Genomic DNA, 18,682 nt, shown 5'->3' with positions numbered 1-18,682 from the left:
GGGATAAAATGCCGCAATGTTGCGACAATGTTTGAGCATTGATGCAGCAAGGCCTGAAAGCTTGATCGGAAATCCGCCAAAGACGGGATTTTCGATAAGACACCAGCTTCATCTCGGGATGCGGATCTGGCTGTGAGATGGCCACGCGCCCGGGCTGCACCGTGTAAAAGCCGCATCCGCCGGTTACCTTTCCGGCGTTCAGCGGTTACCCCCTGCCTATGGAGCAACAAGCCCTTGTCTTCGCGCTGATCGGCATTCTCGGGATCGGCGCGCAGTGGATCGCCTGGCGTACCGGCTGGCCCGCAATCGCCCTCATGCTCGCCGCCGGTGTCCTTGCCGGGCCGGTGACCGGGCTGATCGTGCCGGAACGAACTTTCGGCGAACTCCTCGAACCGATGGTTTCGGTGGCGGTGGCGCTCATCCTGTTCGAAGGCGGCCTCAGCCTCAATTTCCGCGAATTGCGCAAGACCGAGGGCGCGGTGACGCGGCTCATGGTGATCGGCATCCCGCTGGGCTGGGTGCTCGGCACCCTCGCCTGCTATTATGTGGCGGGGCTCGTCTGGCCGGTCGCGATCCTGTTCGCGGGCATCCTCGTGGTGACCGGGCCGACGGTGGTGATCCCGCTGCTGCGCCAGAGCAACGTCGCCCCGCGCCCGCGCGCGATCCTCAAGTGGGAAGCGATCGTCAATGACCCCTTCGGCGCGCTCTGCGCCGTCATCACTTACGAGTACCTGCGCCGCGTCGACGAAGGCGGCACCCTGCTCTCGGTCGTCGCCGCGCTGCTGGGCGCGGCGGTGGTTGCCGGGCTCATCGGCTATGCCACGGCGCGCGCGATCGCCTGGGCTTTCCCGCGCGGCCACGTCCCCGAATATCTCAAGGCCCCGGTGCTGCTGGTGGCGGTGATCGGCACGTTCGTGCTGTCCAACCTGATCCAGCAGGAGACCGGCCTGCTCGCCGTAACGGTGATGGGCGTCGCGGTGGCCAACATGCGCCTCGATTCCCTGCGCGACATTCACCCGTTCAAGGAGAACGTCACCGTCCTCCTCATTTCGGGCGTGTTCGTGCTCCTGTCGGCGTCGCTCAACTTCGAGGTGCTGCGCCTGTTCGAGTGGCGCTTCATCGCCTTCCTCCTCGCGCTGCTGTTCCTCGTCCGCCCGGCAACGGTGCTGGTCGCGCTGGCCTTCAGCAAGATCCCGTGGAACGAGCGGTTGCTGGTCGCGTGGATCGCGCCGCGCGGTGTCGTCGCGGTCGCAGTCTCGGGCCTGTTCGCGTTGCGTCTCGATCAACTGGGATATGGCGATGGCAGCATCCTCGTCACGCTGTCGTTCTCCGTGGTGGTGGCGACGATCGTGGCGCACGGGTTCAGCATCCGCTTCGTCGCGCGCTGGCTCGGCGTCATGGGTGCGCCGCAGAAGGGGCTGCTGATCGTCGGCAGCACACCGTGGAGCCTGTCGCTTGCCCGCCAGCTCAAGTCGCTCGACCTGCCGGTGATGATTTCCGACGCCAGCTGGCAGCGCCTCGCCGCACCGCGACAGGCGGGTATTGCCACCTATCACGGCGAGATCCTGGCCGAGACGACCGAGGAACGGCTGGACCTCACGCAGTTCCAGGTGCTCGTTGCGACGACCGAGAACGAGGCCTACAATGCCCTCGTTTGTAACGAATTCGCGCCGGAAATCGGCCGCGATGCTGTATACCAGCTGGGCGGCAGCGGCGATGACGAGGACCACCGCAGCCTTCCCGAAGCCCTGCGCGGGCGCGCGATGTTCGCCGCCGGACACGGCGTCGAGGAGATCATGGAGCGCGAGACGGCGGGCTGGACCTTCCGCAAGACGCGGATCAGCGAGCAGTTCGACTTCACCGACGCCCGCTCCTCGCTGCCGGACGAGGCGGATATGTTGTTCGTGCTCCGCAAGGACGGCCGCATCCGCTTCTTCACCCATGCGTCGAGGCCGACGCCGCAGGCGGGGGACATCGTGGTGTCCTACGGCCCCTCGCGCCATTCCGATCCCGAAAACCCGGCCCAACCCCACAAGAAGGAGGCGACCGCATGAGAGGCTTCAAATTGCAGAAGGGCGCCGCGCACTGGCTGTCCGCCGCCGCGATCGGGCTTGCCGTCAGCGCCTGCCAGCCCGGCAAGGCCCCGCAGGACGACCAGAGCGAAGCAGCGGCCGATGCCTCCGAAGCGATCGAGCCGGAGTTGGTAAAGAAATCGATCATTCGCGCGGAGATTGATCCCGCGCCAAGCGAAACCCCGGTGCTGCAGCCGGAAACGATCGTCGTCCCGTTCCCCGCCAAGGGTTCCGAGCCTGACGCGGCGGGCCTCGCGATGATCGACGATCTGATGACGCACCCTTCGTTCCGGGCTGGCGGCCCGATCACCATCTGGGGTCACAGCGATTCCAAGGGGTCCGATGAGCAGAACCTCGCCGCCTCGCGCCGCCGGGCCGAGGCCGTGCGCGGCTATCTGGTGAAGAAGGACGTGCCGCGCGACCGCATCACCGTGATCGCCCTCGGCGAAGCGCGGCCGATCGCGCCGAACCGCAACCTCGACGGCACCGACGATATGGAGGGCCGGGCGAAGAACCGGCGGGTGGAGATCAAGGTCGATCTGCCCACACCGCCGCAGGCCGAGGAAACCCCGGCCGCGAAGCCGGAGTAAAGCGGGTCAGACCGGTGCGATTTCGGTGACAGGGTCCACGTCAGCAAGGCTCTTGCGGAAGGCCGATCGGATCAGCCACGGCTCCAGAATCCGGCCGACGACGTAGAGCACCGTGAAGATACCGGCGAACACGAAAGCCGGATTGCGCGATTCCTTGAGCAGCCACGCGATGCCGAGGAACAGGAACGGCAGGAAGAAGCAGAACTGAAGGGTCGGGCTGTTCAGGTCGTAGCGCAGTTCGGCGCCTTGCCCGTCATCCTCCACCCACAGCGTGCCGTGGTTGAATATGGCCATCCGGTCCTGCGCGATCGGGTCCTTCTTGCTGAAGGCCAATGTGTCGCCATCGATGCGGAAGGTCGTGCCGACCGCGCGAAACAAGTGATCGAGGCGGGCGAAGACGTCCCGGGGCGCACGCCGCACATCGAGCGCTAAGGATCCCCGAACACGCCAGATCCGGTCTATGAAGGGAAGGTCCACGCGAAAGTCTCCCTTATTCGGCCGGGACGGCGGCGGGCTGGAAGCGAGCCTGAATGGTGGACTTCGTGGTCCTCCAGGCTTCGGTGAAGGGGTAGGTCATCTGCTCGCGGATCGACATGCGGCGGCCGCCTTCCATGCCGAGGAGTTCCGCTTCGCCATCGACGCAAGTGCCGAACATGCGGTCGATGAAAATGTAGGTGCCCGCGTAGTTGCTGCGGCTCGCCTCGAAGTCCTGCGAGTGGTGGACGCTGTGGTGCTCGGTGGTGTTGAACAGGAAGCGCCACAGCCGGGGGGTGTTGAAGCGCACGTTGATGTGCTGGTACGTGCCGACCGCCATGCCGATCGCTCCGGCCAGCAGCGCCGCGCGCGGCAGGAAATCGAAGAACCCGCCGATGCCGAGCCCGATCAGGAACAGCTCGACCGGATTGCCGACCGCGCCCTTGTTGATGTTGAGCTGCGTGATGTAGTGATGGACCGAATGGGTGAGCCATAGCGGATACCAGTTGTGCATGCCGCGATGCATCCAGTATTGCCCGAAATCGAAGATGAACGAGATCAGGAACGCCTGAAAAAGCAGGGGCATCTCCTTGAAATAGGCGAATTTCTCCCAGTCGAAAGCATGCTGGATGGCCCCGACCATGGCGTCGCTGCCGATGTGCTTGCCGGCATACTTGACCAGCGTATAGCTGATGCCGACGTAGAACAGGTCGGTGACCAGTTCCTTCCATGTAAGCCGCCAGCTATCGTGGCGCGGGTTCACCCATTCGAGGCAATAAAGCAGCGCCTTAAAACCGATCCCGATGCCGATCGCGGTCGAGGCCTTGGCGATGGAATCGGGTGCGCAGAGCCAGAAGGTCACCAACGCGATCAGCACTGCAGGCTGAAACCAAGTGAAGACGAACTGTTTCACCGGGCTGCCCTCTACGCGCGGGATGTTTTCCCAGCCCACCGTGACCGGCGACTGCGTGCCGATCAGCCTCTTGCCTACGCGAACTCCGTCCATATCACCCGCCCTCGTAATACCCGACCACCCACATCGGTAATACTAAACTTTGATATGGTAATACCAAACCTTTGCGGCTGTCCATTCCCTCTTTGTGCACTGCAAAAATAATGTCACGAAATCCGGATTTCTGCCGTCTTCCGCTATACAAGTGGGCTCCGGCCCCGCGCATCGCCCTTTGCGCTGGCCATCACTCGGGCGGGAGCGGCACCGCACAAAGGCCCTTGTCGATCAACTGCCGCGCCGCGCGAAAGAGCAGTGGCTCATGTCCGGCCGCGCTGATCAACTGGATGCCCAGCGGCATAGCGAAGTCGCCCGCTAGCGGCAGCACCAGCGCGGGCAGCCCCATCAGGCTGATCGGCTGCGTGTAGATGCCAAGGTGGCTGCGAGCCGGGATCGTCTTGCCCTCGAACGTCATCACCGGATCGGCAATGGTCGGTGCGAAGCCCGGCGCGGCGGGGGTGAAGAGGACGTCGGCCAGCTCGAACTGGCGGCGCAGGCGCGCCTGAATCCAGCTCCGGAAACGCTGCGCGGCAAGGTAATCGTCGCTCGGCAATAGCAGACCTGCCAGCATGCGATCGCGCACCGGGGGCTCGAATTGCATCGGGTCGGCCTCCAGCGCGGGGCGGTGCAGGCTGGCACCCTCGGCCGCGATAATGACCGAGGCGGCGGCGCGGGCAATCTCGGAATGGGGCAGTTCGAAGCTGATGCGGCCGAGGCGGCTCCAGAACGCATCGAGCGGTCCGCGCATCTCTTCGGAAATGTTGTCGTCGAACCAACTCATCAAGCGGCCGAAGGAAATCTCGCCGCGCAGGGGCTCCTGCCGCTCGGGTGCGCCTTCGCGCAGGATCGTGCGGACCAGCGCCACGTCATCGAGATCGCGGCCGAGCACGCCCACGACATCGAGGCTCTCCACGAAAGGATACATGCCTTCGCGCGGTAGGTCGCCGTAAGTGGGCTTGAGGCCGATTACCCCGGTCAGCCCCGCAGGCACGCGCAGCGATCCATTGGTGTCGAAAGCAAGGCTGAGCGGGACCACGCCAGTAGCCACCGCCACTGCCGAACCGCCCGCCGCGCCGCCCGCGACGCGCGAAGGATCGTGGGGGTTGCGCGTCGTGCCGTACTCGGCATTCATGGTGACGAAGCCGTAGCCGAATTCGTCCATGTTCTGCGTGCCGACAAGCACCGCGCCCGCTGCTTCGAGCAGCGCGATCGCCTTGGAGTCACGGCTGGCGAACGCCGCATTGCGCCGTGTGCGCGACCCTGCGGTGGTGATCTCTCCGGCCACGTCGAACAGGTCCGCCACGCCGAAGGGCACGCCTGCCAGTGGGCCGGGATCGAGCCCAGCCTCGACCAGCTTGTCGACCGCCGCCGCCCGCGCCAGCGCACGCCGGCGCAGCAGCCGCGTGAAACCGCTACGCTCGCCGCCGAGTTGCTCGGCCTTGTCGAAAGCCTTCGTCGCCAGTTGCACGGCCGAAATTTCGCCGCCGCGCACCCTGGCGGCCATGACGATAGCGGATGACGGCGCGAGGGACATGCTCAAGCCTCGAACCGCATGGCGCTGGCACTGCGCGGATCGAGCGCAAAGGCGCGCAAGGTGGCGACGTGGTCCTGCAGGACGATCAGGTTGGACAGGACGCCCGGCAAGCACTCGTCAGGAGCGGAAACGCCCGCCTCGGCCATGCGTGTGCGCAGGCTGCCCTCGCTCGGAGGTGCCGCTTTTCCGCTCGTTTCGGCCACCAGCATGATCTCCCTCGCTCGCCATCGATCGAAGGGCCACCCTTACAGTCTTGCGATCTAGCGGCAAGGGGGCCTTTACCCGAACCGATAGGCCGAGATGTCCGCCATCATGACGTTGTCACCGAACACCTTGCGTCCGGCCGAGACCCCACCCGCCCCGGCCGCTACCATCAGCGGCAGCAGATGCTCCTCGCGCGGGTGCGACTGGCGGCCCGCAGGCGCCTCGGCCCAGTGAGAAAGCAACGTTTCACGCTCTTTGGGCGTGGCTTCGACCGCTCCCGTCAGCCATTGGTCGAACACCGCCGAGGGGCGGGTCGCCGCAGGTGTCCGGAAGCCGCGCATGTTGTGGTAGCTCATGCCCGAGCCGACGATCAGCACGCCCTCCTCGCGCAGCGGCTCCAACGCCTTGCCTGCGGCGATATGCTCGGCGGGATCGAGGTCCGCCTTGAGCGAAAGCGGCACGACCGGGATCGTAGCGTCCGGATCGACCAGCAGGAAGGGTACGAATACACCGTGATCGAAGCCGCGGGCGGGATCGGTGCGGGCGGGCAGGCCCGCACCCTTCAGCAGTTCCACGACGCGCTCCGCCAGCGCGGGGGAGCCCGGCGCCGGGTATTTCAGCTCGTAAGTATGCGGCGGGAATCCGTAGTAATCGTAGATCATCCCCGGCTCTACCGCGGTAGATGCGGTGAATGCCGACTCCTCCCAATGGCCCGAGATCACGACGATACCCTTCGGCTTTTCCGGGAGTGTCGAGACGAGCGCGCGCAGCCACGCCTCGGTCTTGTCCCACGTGTCGGCGGGGCCGCCCATCACCGACCAGTCCATGAAGAAGCACGGACCGCCTCCATGCGGAATGAAAAAGGTGGGCATCTGCGTCGAGGAAACCGTCATGTCGGCCGTCTGAGCATTCATCTTGGCGAATCGTCCCTGGTTGATCTCGCGGGCAATTTTCGACCCCACGGGTCGCTGGGTGCAAAGTCGGGTCGAGCGCGCTCTCGTGCAAGGACCCATAGTTGACGGCGCGCGAAGGAATTGTTGCGGCGCACCTATAAACACTTGGGATCGGCGCGCGGCGGGCCTTTACTCCGGCAATCGGAACCGGAGACCTGCCCATGCCGAGCGCTTCTACCCGCCTTGCGATCGCTGCCACTACCGGCAACCTCGTGTGCCTCACTGCCGCGATCAGCGCGACCTTCGGGACGTTCCTGGTGCCGATCTCGCAGGACCTGGGCTGGTCGCGCGCGGCGGTGTCGGGCGTGCTGGGCCTAATCGCGATCATCGCGGCGGCAAGCTATCCGTTGATCGGGCGCACCATGGACCGTGTCGGAGCACGACCCATGATCATGGGAGGCAACGTGGCCCTCGCGCTGCTGGTGGCCAGCCTGTCGCAGACGAGCGGCAGCCTCTGGCTGTTCTACCTCCAGTACGGTCTCATCGGGCTGGCGGGCGCGACATGCGCCTCGCCGATGATCGCCAAGATCGTGTCGAACTGGTTCGACGCCCGGCGCGGGCTGATGCTGGGGGTGACTGCCGGGATCGGCAACGGCGTCGGCGCGACCTTGATGCCGGTAGTGGCAGGCATCCTGCTGCCGCTGATCGGGTGGCGCGCGACGTACGGCGCGATCGGCGCGATCGTTCTGCTGCTGGGCTTTCCGATCATGTGGTTCTGGCTGCACGACACGCCCGGCCACGTCTCCCGCAAGGACGATGAACCCGAGCGCGTGTTCGAGGGCATGACGTTGCGCGAGGCGGCATCGACCCGCCGCTTCTGGCTGCTGTTGCTCGCCGTTGCGAGCGGCGCGGGAGGCATGACGGCGGTGTTCACCCATGTCGTGCCGATGATGACCGATCGCGGCTTCGGCCTTGGCCAGGCGACCGGCGTTGTCGCGACTTTCGCGCTTGTCACGGCGGCGTGGCAGGTGGTGACCGGCGGAATGCTGGACAAGCTGCGCACGCCGCTGCTGATCGTGCCGATGTATGCCGCCGCCATGGCGGGTCTTGGGCTTCTGCAGTTCGGACAGGGCGGTCTTGCCGCCACCGCCGCAGGCGTCCTGCTCGGTATCGGCATGGGCGCGGAATATGCGGCGTTGCCCTACTTCTGCTCGCGCTACTTCGGCCTCAGGCATTTCGGATCGATCAACGCGGTGCTCTACGCCGCCGTCATCCTGGCACAGGGACTGACCCCGGCGGCGATGGATCTCAGCTACGGGGCCACTGGCTCCTATAACGAGGCTGCACTGGCGATCATCGTGGTGCTGGGAGCGGGAATGGCCCTGCTGTTCTTCCTCCCTGGCATCGGTGCCGACGGGCGCACCCGCGTACGTCCGGTCAAGCCCGTTGCCTCCGGAGATCTCGCAATGGCGGCAGGTTGATGCTCAGGGATGCCCGCTGAGCGTACGGACCCGATCGATCGACGACAGGCTCTCCCCCACCCATCGGTCGAAAGCGTCGATGAGTGTCTGGGACAGTTCCACATAGTCCCCCGGCCGCTCGGACAGCGTGACGAAACCACGCTCCGCCGCACCCTTGAGCACGTTGCGGACATGGGTGCGCGAGACACCGCCCTGCCCGCCGGCCCGCGAATAGAAGCCCGGCGCCGTGCGATTGTCCGGATTGCCGCGTACGGACTGCATCAGGATCATCAGCACCCGAAAGCCCACTGCCTCCTGCACGAAATAGTCCATCGGCGGGTTGGCGCTCATGATCTCGTTGGCGATCTCGAGCGTTCTTAGCCCGGCGATGCGGAAGGCCTTCTGGTAACTTGTCCGTCGTTCCAGCACCGGACGGTAATCGACCTCCGGACGCAGCAGCGCGAGCGGTGCGTGGAATACCCCCAGCCATTCGCAATCGGCCGCGACCCCGCGCTCGGTGGCGCGCAGCAGCCGGGCTCGGCGATCCCTGGGGTCAGGCACGACATTCAGCAGCAGGTCCCGGCGCAAGTTGGCAACGAGATCGGCGATCCGCCTGCCGGGTGCTATACCCATGTTGGGCAGCACTTCGTTCAGCACCTGCATCGATACACCGCCCGCCGGATCGTCGGGATCGCGCAGCGCGTCGAGCGAGGCGATCAGCATGAACGTAACCCCCTTCTCGTATTCGATAAGCGTGCGCAGCCGAGCGTCGTCAATGTAAAGGCCTGCCAGCCCGTCGATGAGCAGCACCTTGGCATCCTCGAAGCGCGGATGCGCGCGTACTTGCGCGATCGAGATATGCGTATCGCCGGCACTACCGGCCCTCCAGTTCGTGTCCATCAGCCCCTCGTCGCCGCAACAGCCCCCGACGAAGCCGCGGCGAGGCTTCGTTAACGATAAGCTAGTGGATTTTACGGATTTTCGTAGCCGTTCAAGCAGCGATGGCAAAAAAATGACCCGGTGGCCGATAAGGCCCCGGGTCAGGCTGAAAGGCGGATAAGTTCCGTCCTTCGGGTCGCCTCGGTCGGATACCCCGATGGAGCCGAAAGGCAACGGAACAATTTCGTAGTATTTCAGAGTCCTTGGCCACGTATCTTCAGGTCGGGTCGATGACGGTGCCCTTGCCCGGGAAGATGCGCCGCTCGATGCGTGCGTGGACGCCCAGCGTGCCGTCCACCACTTGCGTCACGCCGAAATCGGCCGCCACGCTCATCAGCGAATAGGCGTCCTCTTTGCTCAGCCCCTGCTGTTCGTGGAGCAGGTGGAGCATGTCCATCGAACAGTTCTTCATCGCCTGGTCGAGATCCTCGCCGAAGCCGTGGACGATCCAGTTCTCGGGCGTCTCCAGCAATGGAGATGGGAAGGAAAAGTCCTTGCGCAGGATGATCTGGAACAGGCAGTCGAGCGACGCCTCGATCGCGGTGCCACTGATCTCGCCGTCACCCTGGCTGACGTGGGGGTCGCCGATCGAGAACAGCCCGCCCTTGACCTGGCACTTGTAGAACATCGTCGAGCCCGCGCCGATGCGCCAGTTGTCGATGTTGCCGCCATGCAGCCCCGGCGGGATGGTCGAGACCGGCGCATCCACCGCCGGCGCCACGCCCGCCGTGCCCAGATGCGGACGGGCGGGGATGGTGATGCCGGGCAGCGCCGGGTGCCGGTCGCACACCGGGCAGTTGGTGATGGTGCCGGGGACGAGGTATTCGCCCGGGAAATCGTAGGCATAAAGGGCGTGGGCGGTGTTCGCGCTGGGGTCCAGCTCGTAGATCGTCACCCGCTCCTTCCTGCCGAACTCCTCATACAGATGCCCCCAGTTCGCCGCGAGGTTGGAGCCGTAGTTGTTGCGCGGCGTCATCTGCAGATAGCGCACCTCGATCATGTCGCCCGGCTCGGCGTCCTCGATGTAGATCGGGCCTGTCATGATGTGGACGCCGGGCGCGCGGCTGGCGGGATCGACCTCGCGGAAGATGCGCTCCACGCCTTCGTCGAACATCAGTTCGGGCGCATCGCCTGCATGGTGCGTGATCGCCTCGGCCTGCACCAGATCGCCACTTTTGATCCTGAGCGCCGGCTTGATCTCGGGCGAGAAGTAGCCCCAGTGGATCGTCTCCGGCGTGGCCTTGAGATGCCAGATCGCCGAGGGCCGCGTGTCCGCCTTCGCCGATGTCAGAGTGGTGACCGAAGCCATGCAGTGTCCTTTGTAGAGTGGAGGATCGACCGCTTCACTCTCTCCCGAGGGACGAAAAGGGTCTTGGCCGTCAGCGCACTGGTAGTTGGCAGCGCGGTGAACTGCGGGGGCTGCGAGAGGCCGCGCCTGCCCCTTCGACAAGCTCAGGGTGAGCGGGGTTGGGGGTAAGCCTCCCGACTCCGCTCCGGGAGAGTGAATTCGGAGGAAACCTCCAATTCCGCTCAGGCTGAGCCTGTCGAAGCCCCCGCGCCACACGCCCGCCCACCTCGCGTCAACAAACCGGACGCTTGCCGCCAAGAGCCGCGCGCGCATCTGGCGCAGACCGTGAGGCACACGAGAAGGAAGCCCAAACCCCATGCCCAACACGCTCATCTTCGTAGACCTGCCCGCCGACGATCCGGCCGCCGCCGGGCGCTTCTACGCCGAAGTCTTCGGCTGGCGCGACGATCATAAGCCCGAGGGCGTCTATCACCGCATGGTGCCGGGCGGCATGTTCCCCAATCCCGACGGCACCGACAGCCAGATCGGCAACCTGCATGTCGGCATCTTCGACCCCGCCAACGCCCGCCCGCACCCGGACGCCGAAGGCATCGCCCCGCGCGAAATCGCCAAGGAGGGCCGGAAACCGCGCATCTGGGTGCTCATCAGCGACGACGACACCCCCGAACGCATCCTTTCCGCCGCCGAGGAGCGCGGTGCCACGGTGCTGTGGCGCAACCACTTCTGGGGTACTTTCAACGGCCTCAACCACTGCTTCCGCGATCCCTGGGGCAACGAGATCCTGCTCTGGGGCAAGGCCGGAGATCCTCCCAGGATTCCAGACGATTACACCCACGAGTAAGCCTTTCTCGCAAATGCAATATTGCCTTCGCAGGTGCCGCATGCACAAATGCACCTGACGGCACTCAACGGCACCTAGCGTACCCATAACAGCACTCAGGATGGTCACCATGCCCGCGCCAACCATGACGGACGACTTCATCGAATCCCTCTCCGCCTCGGCCGTGAACCTCGAGGACGCGGTCACGCTGCCGCCCTCGTGCTACACCTCTCAAGACTTCTACGAATTCGAGAAGGACGCGCTCTATTACGCCGAGTGGCAGTGCGTCGGGCGCGAGGACTGGATCCCGAAGCCGGGCGATTACTTCACCACCCGCACCATCAACGAGCCGATCATCGTCTCGCGCACCCTCGAAGGGCAGGTGCGGGCGATGTCGGCGGTGTGCCAGCACCGCGCGATGCTGGTGGCCGAGGGCAGCGGCAACGCACGCGGGTTCCTGTGTCCCTACCACCACTGGAGCTACTCGCTCGACGGCACGCTGGTGGCGGCCCCGGCGATGAACAAGACCTGCAATTTCGACCGCAAGGCGAACAGCCTGCCGCGCTTCGCGGTCGAGATCTGGAACGGCTTCGTCTTCATCAACTTCGACGAGAACGCCGCGCCCCTCGCCCCCCGCCTGATCGGGGTGGCCGAGGCGATCGCGGGCTACGACCTCGCCTCTGCCGAGGGTCCGAAGCCCGATGAGGGCGCCAGGCTCCCGTGGAACTGGAAGGTGATGTTCGAGAACAACAACGACGGTTACCACGCCAGCCGTCTCCACGCCGGGCCGCTGCATGACTTCGTGCCGTCCGGCAAGGCCGAGTTCCCGCATTCCGAACCCGAGGACGCCGGGTTCCTGCGCTTCAACGGCACGCTCCACCCCGACGCCAGCTTCAACGCCACGCAGCGCGCGGTGCTGCCGATCTTCCCGGGCCTTTCGGATGAAATGCGCAACCGGATGACCTTCGCCAACGTGCCGCCCTCGCTCAGCCTCATCATGATGAGCGACATGGTGATCTACCTGATCCTGCGGCCCGACGGCCCGGAATCGCTGGAAATGGACACCGGCCTGCTGTTCGCCCCCGGCGCGATGAAGGACCCTACGTTCGACCACAAGCTCGACATGAACATGCGCGCCACCGCACACATCATCGCGCAGGATTTCCACGTCGACGAACTGGTGCAGAAGGGCCTGCGCTCGCGCTTCGCCCCGCGCGGCCGCTATTCGTGGCAGGAAGGTGCGCAGGGCCAGTTCAACAAGTGGCTGGTCCACCGTTACCGCGCTGCACACAAGCGTCTGGCGGGATTGGAAACAGTGAGTTAGGCTGCCCCCTACAGGGTTACACAACAAGGATAATTCCGGCATGACCGGCGTGCGCTTGACCACCAATGCTTATCCCCACGACCAGCGATTGCAGGCGTGGCGTTTCGCATTGCAGCGCGTGTCGCTGGAACTGGAATCCGAGAACGAGGACATCTACGGAGACCTCGTCAGCTTCACCAGCGGGCAGAAGATCCAGTTCGTCCGCTGCACCGGCACCGCGCAGGCGATGACCCTCGACTTCCGGCAGGAGGCGCGCTGTTTCTGGCTCGTCCTCCTGCTCGAAGGGCGCATTGCCGCCAGCAGCGGAGACCGCGAAGTGGAAATCGGCGAGGGCGACATGGTCTACGGCGGCGGCGACACCCGCTGCCGCATCGCCATGGAAGGCGATTTCCGCCTGCTCATCGTCAAGGTGCCGCACAGCCTGCCCGCGCTCAAATCCCGCTCGCAGCTGCCGACCGAGATCAGCGACCTCATCGCCGACACCGCCGTGGGTCGCATGATGTCGAGCCTGCTGCGCACCGTGGCCGACACCATCCTCGACATATCAGACGACCAGATCCGCCCGGTCGAACTGGCCCTGCCCGAGATGATCGCCGCCACCCTGCTCGACCGCGCGCCCGCCAAGCAATTGGGCGGCGCGGCGGGCGGGCGCGCGGCGATCCTGGAGCGGGTGTTCCAGTCGATCGAGATGCGGCTGTCCGACCCCAACCTCAACACCCACCAGATCGCCGCCGAGCACAACATCTCGCCGCGCTACCTGCAGAAGCTGTTCGAGAGCCACGGCGAAAGCTTCGGCCATTACGTGAAGCTGCGCAGGCTGGAGCGCTGCCGCCTCGATCTCGGCAGCCCGCTCCATGCGCAGCGCTCGATCTCGGAAATCCTGTTCCAGTGGGGCTTCAACGACAGCGCCTCGTTCTCCCGCGCCTTCCGCGAGCAGTACGGGATGAGCCCGCGCGAGTATCGCAAGTCCCCCGAGATCGCGACGAGCGCGGCCGAAACTCCGCGCCGCGGACGGCCCGAAAAAGCGCGCGACGTGCGCATGGACAACCGCGAGCCGCCCAGCGTCCTCAGCGGACTACCCAGCCTCGACGATGCCGCAAGATCGCGCCGCCACCACTTTCTGCCCGCGCGGCCCGACACTATCCACTGGGGCTATTTCAGCCGCTCGCTGCAACCCGCGCTCGAAGTCCGCTCGGGCGACTACGTCACGATCGAAACGCTGACCCACCACGCCAACGACGATGCCGAGCGCATGATCGAGGGCGATGCGGGCGCCGAGGCGGTGTTCCACTGGACCACCGACGGCAAGGCGGTGGAACGGCGCGGCGCCGGGCCGTTCGACGCCTCGGCCCTGGGTCGCGGCCCCGGCGAGGGTTTCGGCGTCCACATCTGCACCGGGCCGATCGCGGTCGAGGGCGCCCGCCCCGGCGACGTGATCGAGGTCCGCATCCTCGACATGGAGAACCGCCCCAGCCAGAACCCGCTGTTCGCCGGGCGCGCCTTCGGCTCCAACGTCGCGGCCTACTGGGGCTATCACTACAATGACCTCCTGACCGAGCCCAAGCAGCGCGAGGTCGTGACGATCTACGAGATCGACAACGAGCCCGGCGGCGCCACCGCGCAGGCGGTCTACTCCTATCGCTGGACCCCGCAGACCGACCCTTCGGGCGTGGTCCACGAGCGCTACGACTATCCCGGCGTGCCGGTCGATCCCGAGACCATCACCCGCAACTTCGACGTGCTGCGCGACGTGACGATCCCGGTGCGCCCGCACTTCGGCGTGATCGCGCTGGCGCCCGCACATTCGGAACTGATCGATTCGGTGCCGCCCGCCAACTTCGGCGGCAATATCGACAACTGGCGGCTGGGGGCGGGATCGAGCTGCTTCCTGCCGGTGGGGGTGCCAGGCGGGCTGCTGTCGATGGGCGATCCCCATGCCAGCCAGGGCGACAGCGAACTGTGCGGCACCGCCATCGAATGCTCGATGACGGCGGTGATCCAGGTGATACTCCACCCCGCCAAGACCAGCCGCAAGTACATCCGCGACATCGATTATCCGCTGATCGAAACCAAGGACGAATGGGTGATCCTGGGCTTCTCGCACCCGGAATACCTCAAGGAACTGGGCGCGAACGCACAAAGCGAGGTCTACAAGCAATCGTCGATCGATGCCGCGATGCGCGATGCGTTCCGCAAAGCGCGGCGGTTCCTGATGACCTTGCGCGATCTGACCGAGGACGAGGCGATCTCGCTGCTCTCGGTGGGGGTGGATTTCGGGATCAGCCAGGTCGCCAACGGCAACTGGGGCGTGCATGCGGTGATCCGCAAAAGCCTGTTCGCCGCCTGAAGCAGCGACCGTGCGCCCGCATGGGCAGGCGCACGGTCGAGGCGGGGGCGCGCGGCGTCAGCCTTTCGGGGGGACGAGTTCGAGCATCGCCGTGGTCGCCCCGCTGCGGCCGACCCATGCATTGCTGCGGGCAGCATCCTCGCGCAGCCGGGTCATGTTCCTTTGCGCATAACCCTCCGAATTGGCGAAGAGAACGCGCACGATATACTGTTGGTCATGCCCCACCCCGCGCGGCAGCGGGTGAAGCGTGGCGATGCGCTCCACCGCGCGCACCGTTGCGCGGTCGAGGTCGCCGTGACCCGAAGTCTTGTAGAGTTGGACTTGTGAAGGCACGCCGTCTTCGCTGCAATTGAACTTGACGGCGACGATGCCTTCGCTGGCCGGCATCGTGCCCATCGGAGCCGGATACCTGACCTTACGCTCGAATTGTCGGAACACGTTCTCCGACCAGTTCTGGACGCTCGGCGGCGCAATGACGGAAAGCGTATCGGTCGCGGTTTCTGCCCGGCCGCCACTCGGCGCTACGCACAAAGTAAGACCCACGACAGCGGCTGCAACAAACTTCTGCCTGTTCATTGGAGTACCCTCCCAATGCGTCTCACATCGACCTCAGACAAGCAATATATGACGCGCAAGACGCAATTTTACATATTTTCATGAAAAACGACTCGTTTATTGCGCGAACCCTGGGTCAATATTAAATCAAAATACGCACGCTGAGAGTCGACCAGATCACATAACGCGAATTAGTGTAGATTACTTTGCCTCGACATTGCTGCATATGCCGAGCGCCAGCATCAAAATCGCCATGGTTTCATGTGCATGCCAAGGGTTTGTCAGAAACGCCCTCATCCGAGATTATTTTGCAGCCACTGCCGTCGTCAGATGCATCCAGGTGTCGAATTGCCCTTGGAGCATCGCGAACTCCCCTTTGGCGTAGCCCAAGGCATCCTCTCCCAGCAGCAACACCAGCGGCGGCTCCGGCGCGGCGATGGCCGTCACAATCGCTTGCGCAATCATCATCGGATCGCTCGGTTCCTCGCCATGATGGCCGGTCAGTACCTGCCGCGCGACGTGCGCAGTCCCGGCATAGTCGGCGATCGAGGGCTCGGCCCCCAGCAGCCGCGAGGCGGCGAACTCGGTGCGCATGCCCCCTGGAGCTACGTTGGTCACCTTGATGCCGAGCGGCCCCACCTCCTGCGCCAGCGTGCGCCCGATGCAGTCGAGCGCGAACTTGCTGGCGCCGTAGATACCGGTGCCGTTCCAGCAGGCCATGCCGCTGATAGACCCGACATTGACGATATGGCCGGACTTTCGCGCCCGCAGGTACGGCAGCGCCGCCTGAATCACTGCCAGCGCCCCCCAGACGTTGACGTCGAACAGCGCCTTCGCGTCATCGATCGGCGTTTCCTCGATGGCCCCGGTATAGCCGAGGCCTGCGTTGTTCACGACCACGTCGAGGCCGCCGGTGCGCTCCTCGGCCGCATCGAACACCGCCTTCACCGCGCCGAGGTCCGTCACGTCGAGGACCATGCCGATGGCCCTCTCCCCCATCGCCTCGAAGGCGGCGACGGCATCGGCGTTGCGCACCGTGCCGACGACGGTATGCCCGGCGTCCAGCGCGGCTTGCGCAATGGCGCGGCCGAGCCCGGTGCTGACGCCGGTGATGAACCAGTTGCTCATGTCGAACTCCCTCACGAATACCCGGCGCACCTAGCGCGAGCAGGCCGACGCATCTATGCCCCTCGCGCCCGATGCCTTGAGCGGCGACAACAGCATGGGCGCAGGGTGACAAGAACCGCGCCGCGCCCCATTCTAGCCTTTGCCGAGAAATCCAGTCAGGGGAGCCCGATGATCCAAAGCCAACCGCGTCCCGAGAGCTTCGGCCTCCCGTCCGACACCGGAGGACGCGACCTCGGCATCTTCATGCCGATGGCGAACGGTGGCTGGATCCTGTCGAAGAACGCGCCCACGCTCGACGGGTCCTACGACTATAACCTCAAGGCCGCGCGGCTGGCCGAGGACATCGGCCTCGATTTCATCATGGCGATGGCTAAGTACCGCGGCTACGGCGGCGAGACGCAGCACTGGAACACGTCGCTGGACTCGCCGATGCTGATGGCGGGGCTGGCGCAGGCGACGAGCCGGGTGAAAGTCTGGGCGACCGTCCACACGATCCTGCAGAACCCCGCCGTCACCGCCAAGATGATCGCCACGCTCGATCAGATCAGCCATGGCCGCGCCGGGCTTAACGTGGTGACCGGCTCCTACAAGGGAGAATTCTCTCAGATGGGCGCCTGGCCCGAGGGCGTCGATCATGACGAACGCTACGTGCTGGCGACCGAGTGGATACGCGGCATCAAGGCGTTGTGGACGCAGGACTCCGTGACGATGGCGGGCAAGCACTTCACCCTCGACGACTGCATGTCGAACCCCAAACCCTCCAGGGCACCGTTCCTCGTCTGCGCGGGCACCTCGAAAGTCGGCATAGAGTTCACCGCCAACGAGATGGACGCGCTGTTCCTGTCCGGCGGCAACGTCGAGGAACTGGCGAAGGCCAGCGCCGACGCCAAGGCGGAGGCGGCCGGGCACGGCGCGAAGATCCGTACGTACTCCATGATGACCGTGGTGTTCGGCGACACCGACGAGGCCGCCGAGGAAACCGCCGCTCGTTTCCGTGCCGGCTTCGACGAGGAAGCTCTCCACGGTATGATGCGTGCCTACGGCTTCCTCGATAGCGAGATCGGCAAGGAGAACGCCTTCACCCAGAAGGCCCGCTCCACTTTCATGACCCCGCATGTGCTGGGCACCCCGGAGACGGTGACGGCGCGCCTGTCGGAGATTTTCGAGAAGACTTCGCTCGACGGGCTGATGCTGATCTTCCCGGATTATCACGCCGCGCTGCCCATATTCGGCGAAAAAGTGCTGCCGACCTTGCGCGAGCGCTTCCCGAGCCGGATGGAACCCGCGCATGGCTGACTTGCCGCACATCGACCCCGCCGGGATGATCGCTCCCGCCCGCACTGCCCTGATCGTGGTGGACGTGCAGGTCGACTTCGCCGCGCCCGAGGGCCTGATCGGTCGCTTCGGCATCGACCTCGCCCCGGCCGAGGCCGCGATCGACCGGATCGAGATGCTCATCGCCGCCGCCCGCGCGGCCGGAGTTACGTTAGCGTTCATGCGCGTGATGACGCGCCCCGAAACCGATTCCGAGGCTCTGAAGACGCTGATGGCCCGGCGCGGCACGCCCGGCGAGGAAGGCATCTGCCGGATCGGCAGCGGCGGCGAGGACTACTATCGCCTGTTCCCCCAGCCGGGCGACATCGAGATATCCAAGCTGGTCTATTCCAGCTTCCACGGCACCGATCTGGAACAGCAACTTCGCGCGCGCGGGATCGACACGTTGGTGATGACGGGCCTCACCACCGAGTGCTGCGTCGATTCCACCACGCGCGACGCCTTTCACCGTGACTTTCATACGTTCGTGGTGTCCGACGCCTGCGCAGCCTACGAACCGGACCTTCACGCCCACGCGCTCAAGGCGCTGGCCGCGAATACCTCGCTGCTGGTGACCACCGACGCGGTCATGGCTGCGTGGAGCGCGTGAACACCCTCTCGACGATGCGGGCCATGGATGCCATCTTGCTCCGCGTGGAGAGAAGTGTCGGCACCGCGCTTGTGTCGATACGCATGATTGTACTCAGCCG

General features: G+C 65.2%; 17 protein-coding genes. 8 read left to right on the top strand and 9 right to left on the bottom strand.

Annotated features, from left to right (window positions below; all coding sequences use genetic code 11):
- The first annotated feature begins 218 nt into the window (after positions 1-218).
- A complete protein-coding gene (locus HWN72_RS24270) occupies positions 219-2,054 on the top strand; it encodes a sodium:proton antiporter (RefSeq protein WP_008832393.1) in 1,836 nt (611 codons plus the stop codon).
- Positions 2,051-2,662 carry an OmpA family protein gene (locus HWN72_RS24265; protein ID WP_008832392.1) on the top strand — a complete coding sequence of 204 codons (612 nt, stop codon included), beginning with the start codon at positions 2,051-2,053 and terminating at the stop codon, positions 2,660-2,662. The genes HWN72_RS24270 and HWN72_RS24265 overlap by 4 nt, the downstream gene beginning before the upstream one ends.
- Before the next feature lie 6 nt (positions 2,663-2,668).
- Here the strand turns inward: HWN72_RS24265 and HWN72_RS24260 are convergent, their stop codons facing one another.
- The 5 genes from HWN72_RS24260 to HWN72_RS24240 form a co-directional block, all read right to left on the bottom strand.
- On the bottom strand, positions 2,669-3,139 hold the full coding sequence (locus HWN72_RS24260) for a hypothetical protein (RefSeq protein ID WP_008832391.1): 471 nt from the start codon (positions 3,137-3,139) through the stop codon (positions 2,669-2,671).
- A gap of 13 nt (positions 3,140-3,152) precedes the next feature.
- Entirely contained in the window at positions 3,153-4,142 is a 990-nt protein-coding gene (locus HWN72_RS24255; RefSeq protein WP_211151594.1) for a sterol desaturase family protein, read from the bottom strand.
- Positions 4,143-4,332: 190 nt separating this feature from the next.
- The gene (locus tag HWN72_RS24250) at positions 4,333-5,679 is read right to left on the bottom strand and encodes an AtzE family amidohydrolase (protein ID WP_008832389.1); all 1,347 of its coding nucleotides are present in this window, start codon (positions 5,677-5,679) and stop codon (positions 4,333-4,335) included.
- Positions 5,680-5,681: 2 nt separating this feature from the next.
- Entirely contained in the window at positions 5,682-5,888 is a 207-nt protein-coding gene (locus HWN72_RS24245; RefSeq protein WP_008832388.1) for a hypothetical protein, read from the bottom strand.
- Between the two features lie 69 nt (positions 5,889-5,957).
- Positions 5,958-6,797, bottom strand: a complete 840-nt coding sequence (locus HWN72_RS24240; protein WP_008832387.1) for a class III extradiol ring-cleavage dioxygenase — start codon at positions 6,795-6,797, stop codon at positions 5,958-5,960.
- Between the two features lie 200 nt (positions 6,798-6,997).
- Here HWN72_RS24240 and HWN72_RS24235 point away from each other — a divergent pair, with 200 nt between their 5' ends.
- Entirely contained in the window at positions 6,998-8,257 is a 1,260-nt protein-coding gene (locus tag HWN72_RS24235) for an MFS transporter (RefSeq protein ID WP_008832386.1), read from the top strand.
- Positions 8,258-8,260: 3 nt separating this feature from the next.
- On the opposite strand, the gene HWN72_RS24230 is transcribed toward HWN72_RS24235, so the two are convergent.
- Both HWN72_RS24230 and HWN72_RS24225 read right to left on the bottom strand, forming a co-directional pair.
- Positions 8,261-9,136, bottom strand: a complete 876-nt coding sequence (locus tag HWN72_RS24230) for a hypothetical protein (RefSeq protein ID WP_008832385.1) — start codon at positions 9,134-9,136, stop codon at positions 8,261-8,263.
- Positions 9,137-9,392: 256 nt separating this feature from the next.
- The gene (locus tag HWN72_RS24225) at positions 9,393-10,484 is read right to left on the bottom strand and encodes an acetamidase/formamidase family protein (RefSeq protein ID WP_008832384.1); all 1,092 of its coding nucleotides are present in this window, start codon (positions 10,482-10,484) and stop codon (positions 9,393-9,395) included.
- Positions 10,485-10,839: 355 nt separating this feature from the next.
- Between HWN72_RS24225 and HWN72_RS24220 the strand changes: the two genes are divergently transcribed.
- The 3 genes from HWN72_RS24220 (at position 10,840) to HWN72_RS24210 (ending at position 14,975) form a co-directional block, all read left to right on the top strand.
- On the top strand, positions 10,840-11,325 hold the full coding sequence (locus HWN72_RS24220) for a VOC family protein (RefSeq protein WP_008832383.1): 486 nt from the start codon (positions 10,840-10,842) through the stop codon (positions 11,323-11,325).
- A 109-nt stretch (positions 11,326-11,434) separates the two neighbouring features.
- Positions 11,435-12,628: an aromatic ring-hydroxylating dioxygenase subunit alpha gene (locus tag HWN72_RS24215; RefSeq protein WP_008832382.1), complete on the top strand. Its 1,194-nt coding sequence runs from the start codon at positions 11,435-11,437 to the stop codon at positions 12,626-12,628.
- A gap of 40 nt (positions 12,629-12,668) precedes the next feature.
- A complete protein-coding gene (locus HWN72_RS24210; protein ID WP_008832381.1) occupies positions 12,669-14,975 on the top strand; it encodes an acetamidase/formamidase family protein in 2,307 nt (768 codons plus the stop codon).
- A 57-nt stretch (positions 14,976-15,032) separates the two neighbouring features.
- Here HWN72_RS24210 and HWN72_RS24205 read toward each other — a convergent pair whose 3' ends face one another.
- Together HWN72_RS24205 and HWN72_RS24200 are read right to left on the bottom strand one after the other, a co-directional pair.
- Positions 15,033-15,551 carry an energy transducer TonB gene (locus tag HWN72_RS24205; RefSeq protein ID WP_081798960.1) on the bottom strand — a complete coding sequence of 173 codons (519 nt, stop codon included), beginning with the start codon at positions 15,549-15,551 and terminating at the stop codon, positions 15,033-15,035.
- A gap of 282 nt (positions 15,552-15,833) precedes the next feature.
- On the bottom strand, positions 15,834-16,658 hold the full coding sequence (locus HWN72_RS24200; protein WP_008832379.1) for an oxidoreductase: 825 nt from the start codon (positions 16,656-16,658) through the stop codon (positions 15,834-15,836).
- 168 nt (positions 16,659-16,826) lie between these two features.
- On the opposite strand from HWN72_RS24200, the gene HWN72_RS24195 reads away from it, so the two are divergent.
- A complete protein-coding gene (locus HWN72_RS24195) occupies positions 16,827-17,954 on the top strand; it encodes an LLM class flavin-dependent oxidoreductase (RefSeq protein ID WP_008832378.1) in 1,128 nt (375 codons plus the stop codon).
- The gene (locus HWN72_RS24190) at positions 17,947-18,582 is read left to right on the top strand and encodes a cysteine hydrolase family protein (protein ID WP_008832377.1); all 636 of its coding nucleotides are present in this window, start codon (positions 17,947-17,949) and stop codon (positions 18,580-18,582) included. The genes HWN72_RS24195 and HWN72_RS24190 overlap by 8 nt, the downstream gene beginning before the upstream one ends.
- Positions 18,583-18,682: the final 100 nt, after the last annotated feature.

Origin of the sequence: Novosphingobium sp. HR1a (genome assembly GCF_015594425.1) — a bacterium.
Taxonomy (GTDB): Bacteria; Pseudomonadota; Alphaproteobacteria; order Sphingomonadales; family Sphingomonadaceae; genus Novosphingobium; species Novosphingobium resinovorum_A.
Note: the sequence above shows the minus strand (reverse complement) of the source record. Positions and strands in the feature narration are given on the sequence as shown.

Coding starts and splice junctions, on each gene's coding strand:
- HWN72_RS24270 (WP_008832393.1), top strand. CDS start 219: ATGGAGCAACAAGCCCTTGTCTTCGCGCTGATCGGCATTCTCGGGATC.
- HWN72_RS24265 (WP_008832392.1), top strand. CDS start 2,051: ATGAGAGGCTTCAAATTGCAGAAGGGCGCCGCGCACTGGCTGTCCGCC.
- HWN72_RS24255 (WP_211151594.1), bottom strand. CDS start 4,142: ATGGACGGAGTTCGCGTAGGCAAGAGGCTGATCGGCACGCAGTCGCCG.
- HWN72_RS24250 (WP_008832389.1), bottom strand. CDS start 5,679: ATGTCCCTCGCGCCGTCATCCGCTATCGTCATGGCCGCCAGGGTGCGC.
- HWN72_RS24245 (WP_008832388.1), bottom strand. CDS start 5,888: ATGCTGGTGGCCGAAACGAGCGGAAAAGCGGCACCTCCGAGCGAGGGC.
- HWN72_RS24240 (WP_008832387.1), bottom strand. CDS start 6,797: ATGAATGCTCAGACGGCCGACATGACGGTTTCCTCGACGCAGATGCCC.
- HWN72_RS24235 (WP_008832386.1), top strand. CDS start 6,998: ATGCCGAGCGCTTCTACCCGCCTTGCGATCGCTGCCACTACCGGCAAC.
- HWN72_RS24230 (WP_008832385.1), bottom strand. CDS start 9,136: ATGGACACGAACTGGAGGGCCGGTAGTGCCGGCGATACGCATATCTCG.
- HWN72_RS24225 (WP_008832384.1), bottom strand. CDS start 10,484: ATGGCTTCGGTCACCACTCTGACATCGGCGAAGGCGGACACGCGGCCC.
- HWN72_RS24220 (WP_008832383.1), top strand. CDS start 10,840: ATGCCCAACACGCTCATCTTCGTAGACCTGCCCGCCGACGATCCGGCC.
- HWN72_RS24215 (WP_008832382.1), top strand. CDS start 11,435: ATGCCCGCGCCAACCATGACGGACGACTTCATCGAATCCCTCTCCGCC.
- HWN72_RS24210 (WP_008832381.1), top strand. CDS start 12,669: ATGACCGGCGTGCGCTTGACCACCAATGCTTATCCCCACGACCAGCGA.
- HWN72_RS24205 (WP_081798960.1), bottom strand. CDS start 15,551: ATGAACAGGCAGAAGTTTGTTGCAGCCGCTGTCGTGGGTCTTACTTTG.
- HWN72_RS24200 (WP_008832379.1), bottom strand. CDS start 16,658: ATGAGCAACTGGTTCATCACCGGCGTCAGCACCGGGCTCGGCCGCGCC.
- HWN72_RS24195 (WP_008832378.1), top strand. CDS start 16,827: ATGATCCAAAGCCAACCGCGTCCCGAGAGCTTCGGCCTCCCGTCCGAC.
- HWN72_RS24190 (WP_008832377.1), top strand. CDS start 17,947: ATGGCTGACTTGCCGCACATCGACCCCGCCGGGATGATCGCTCCCGCC.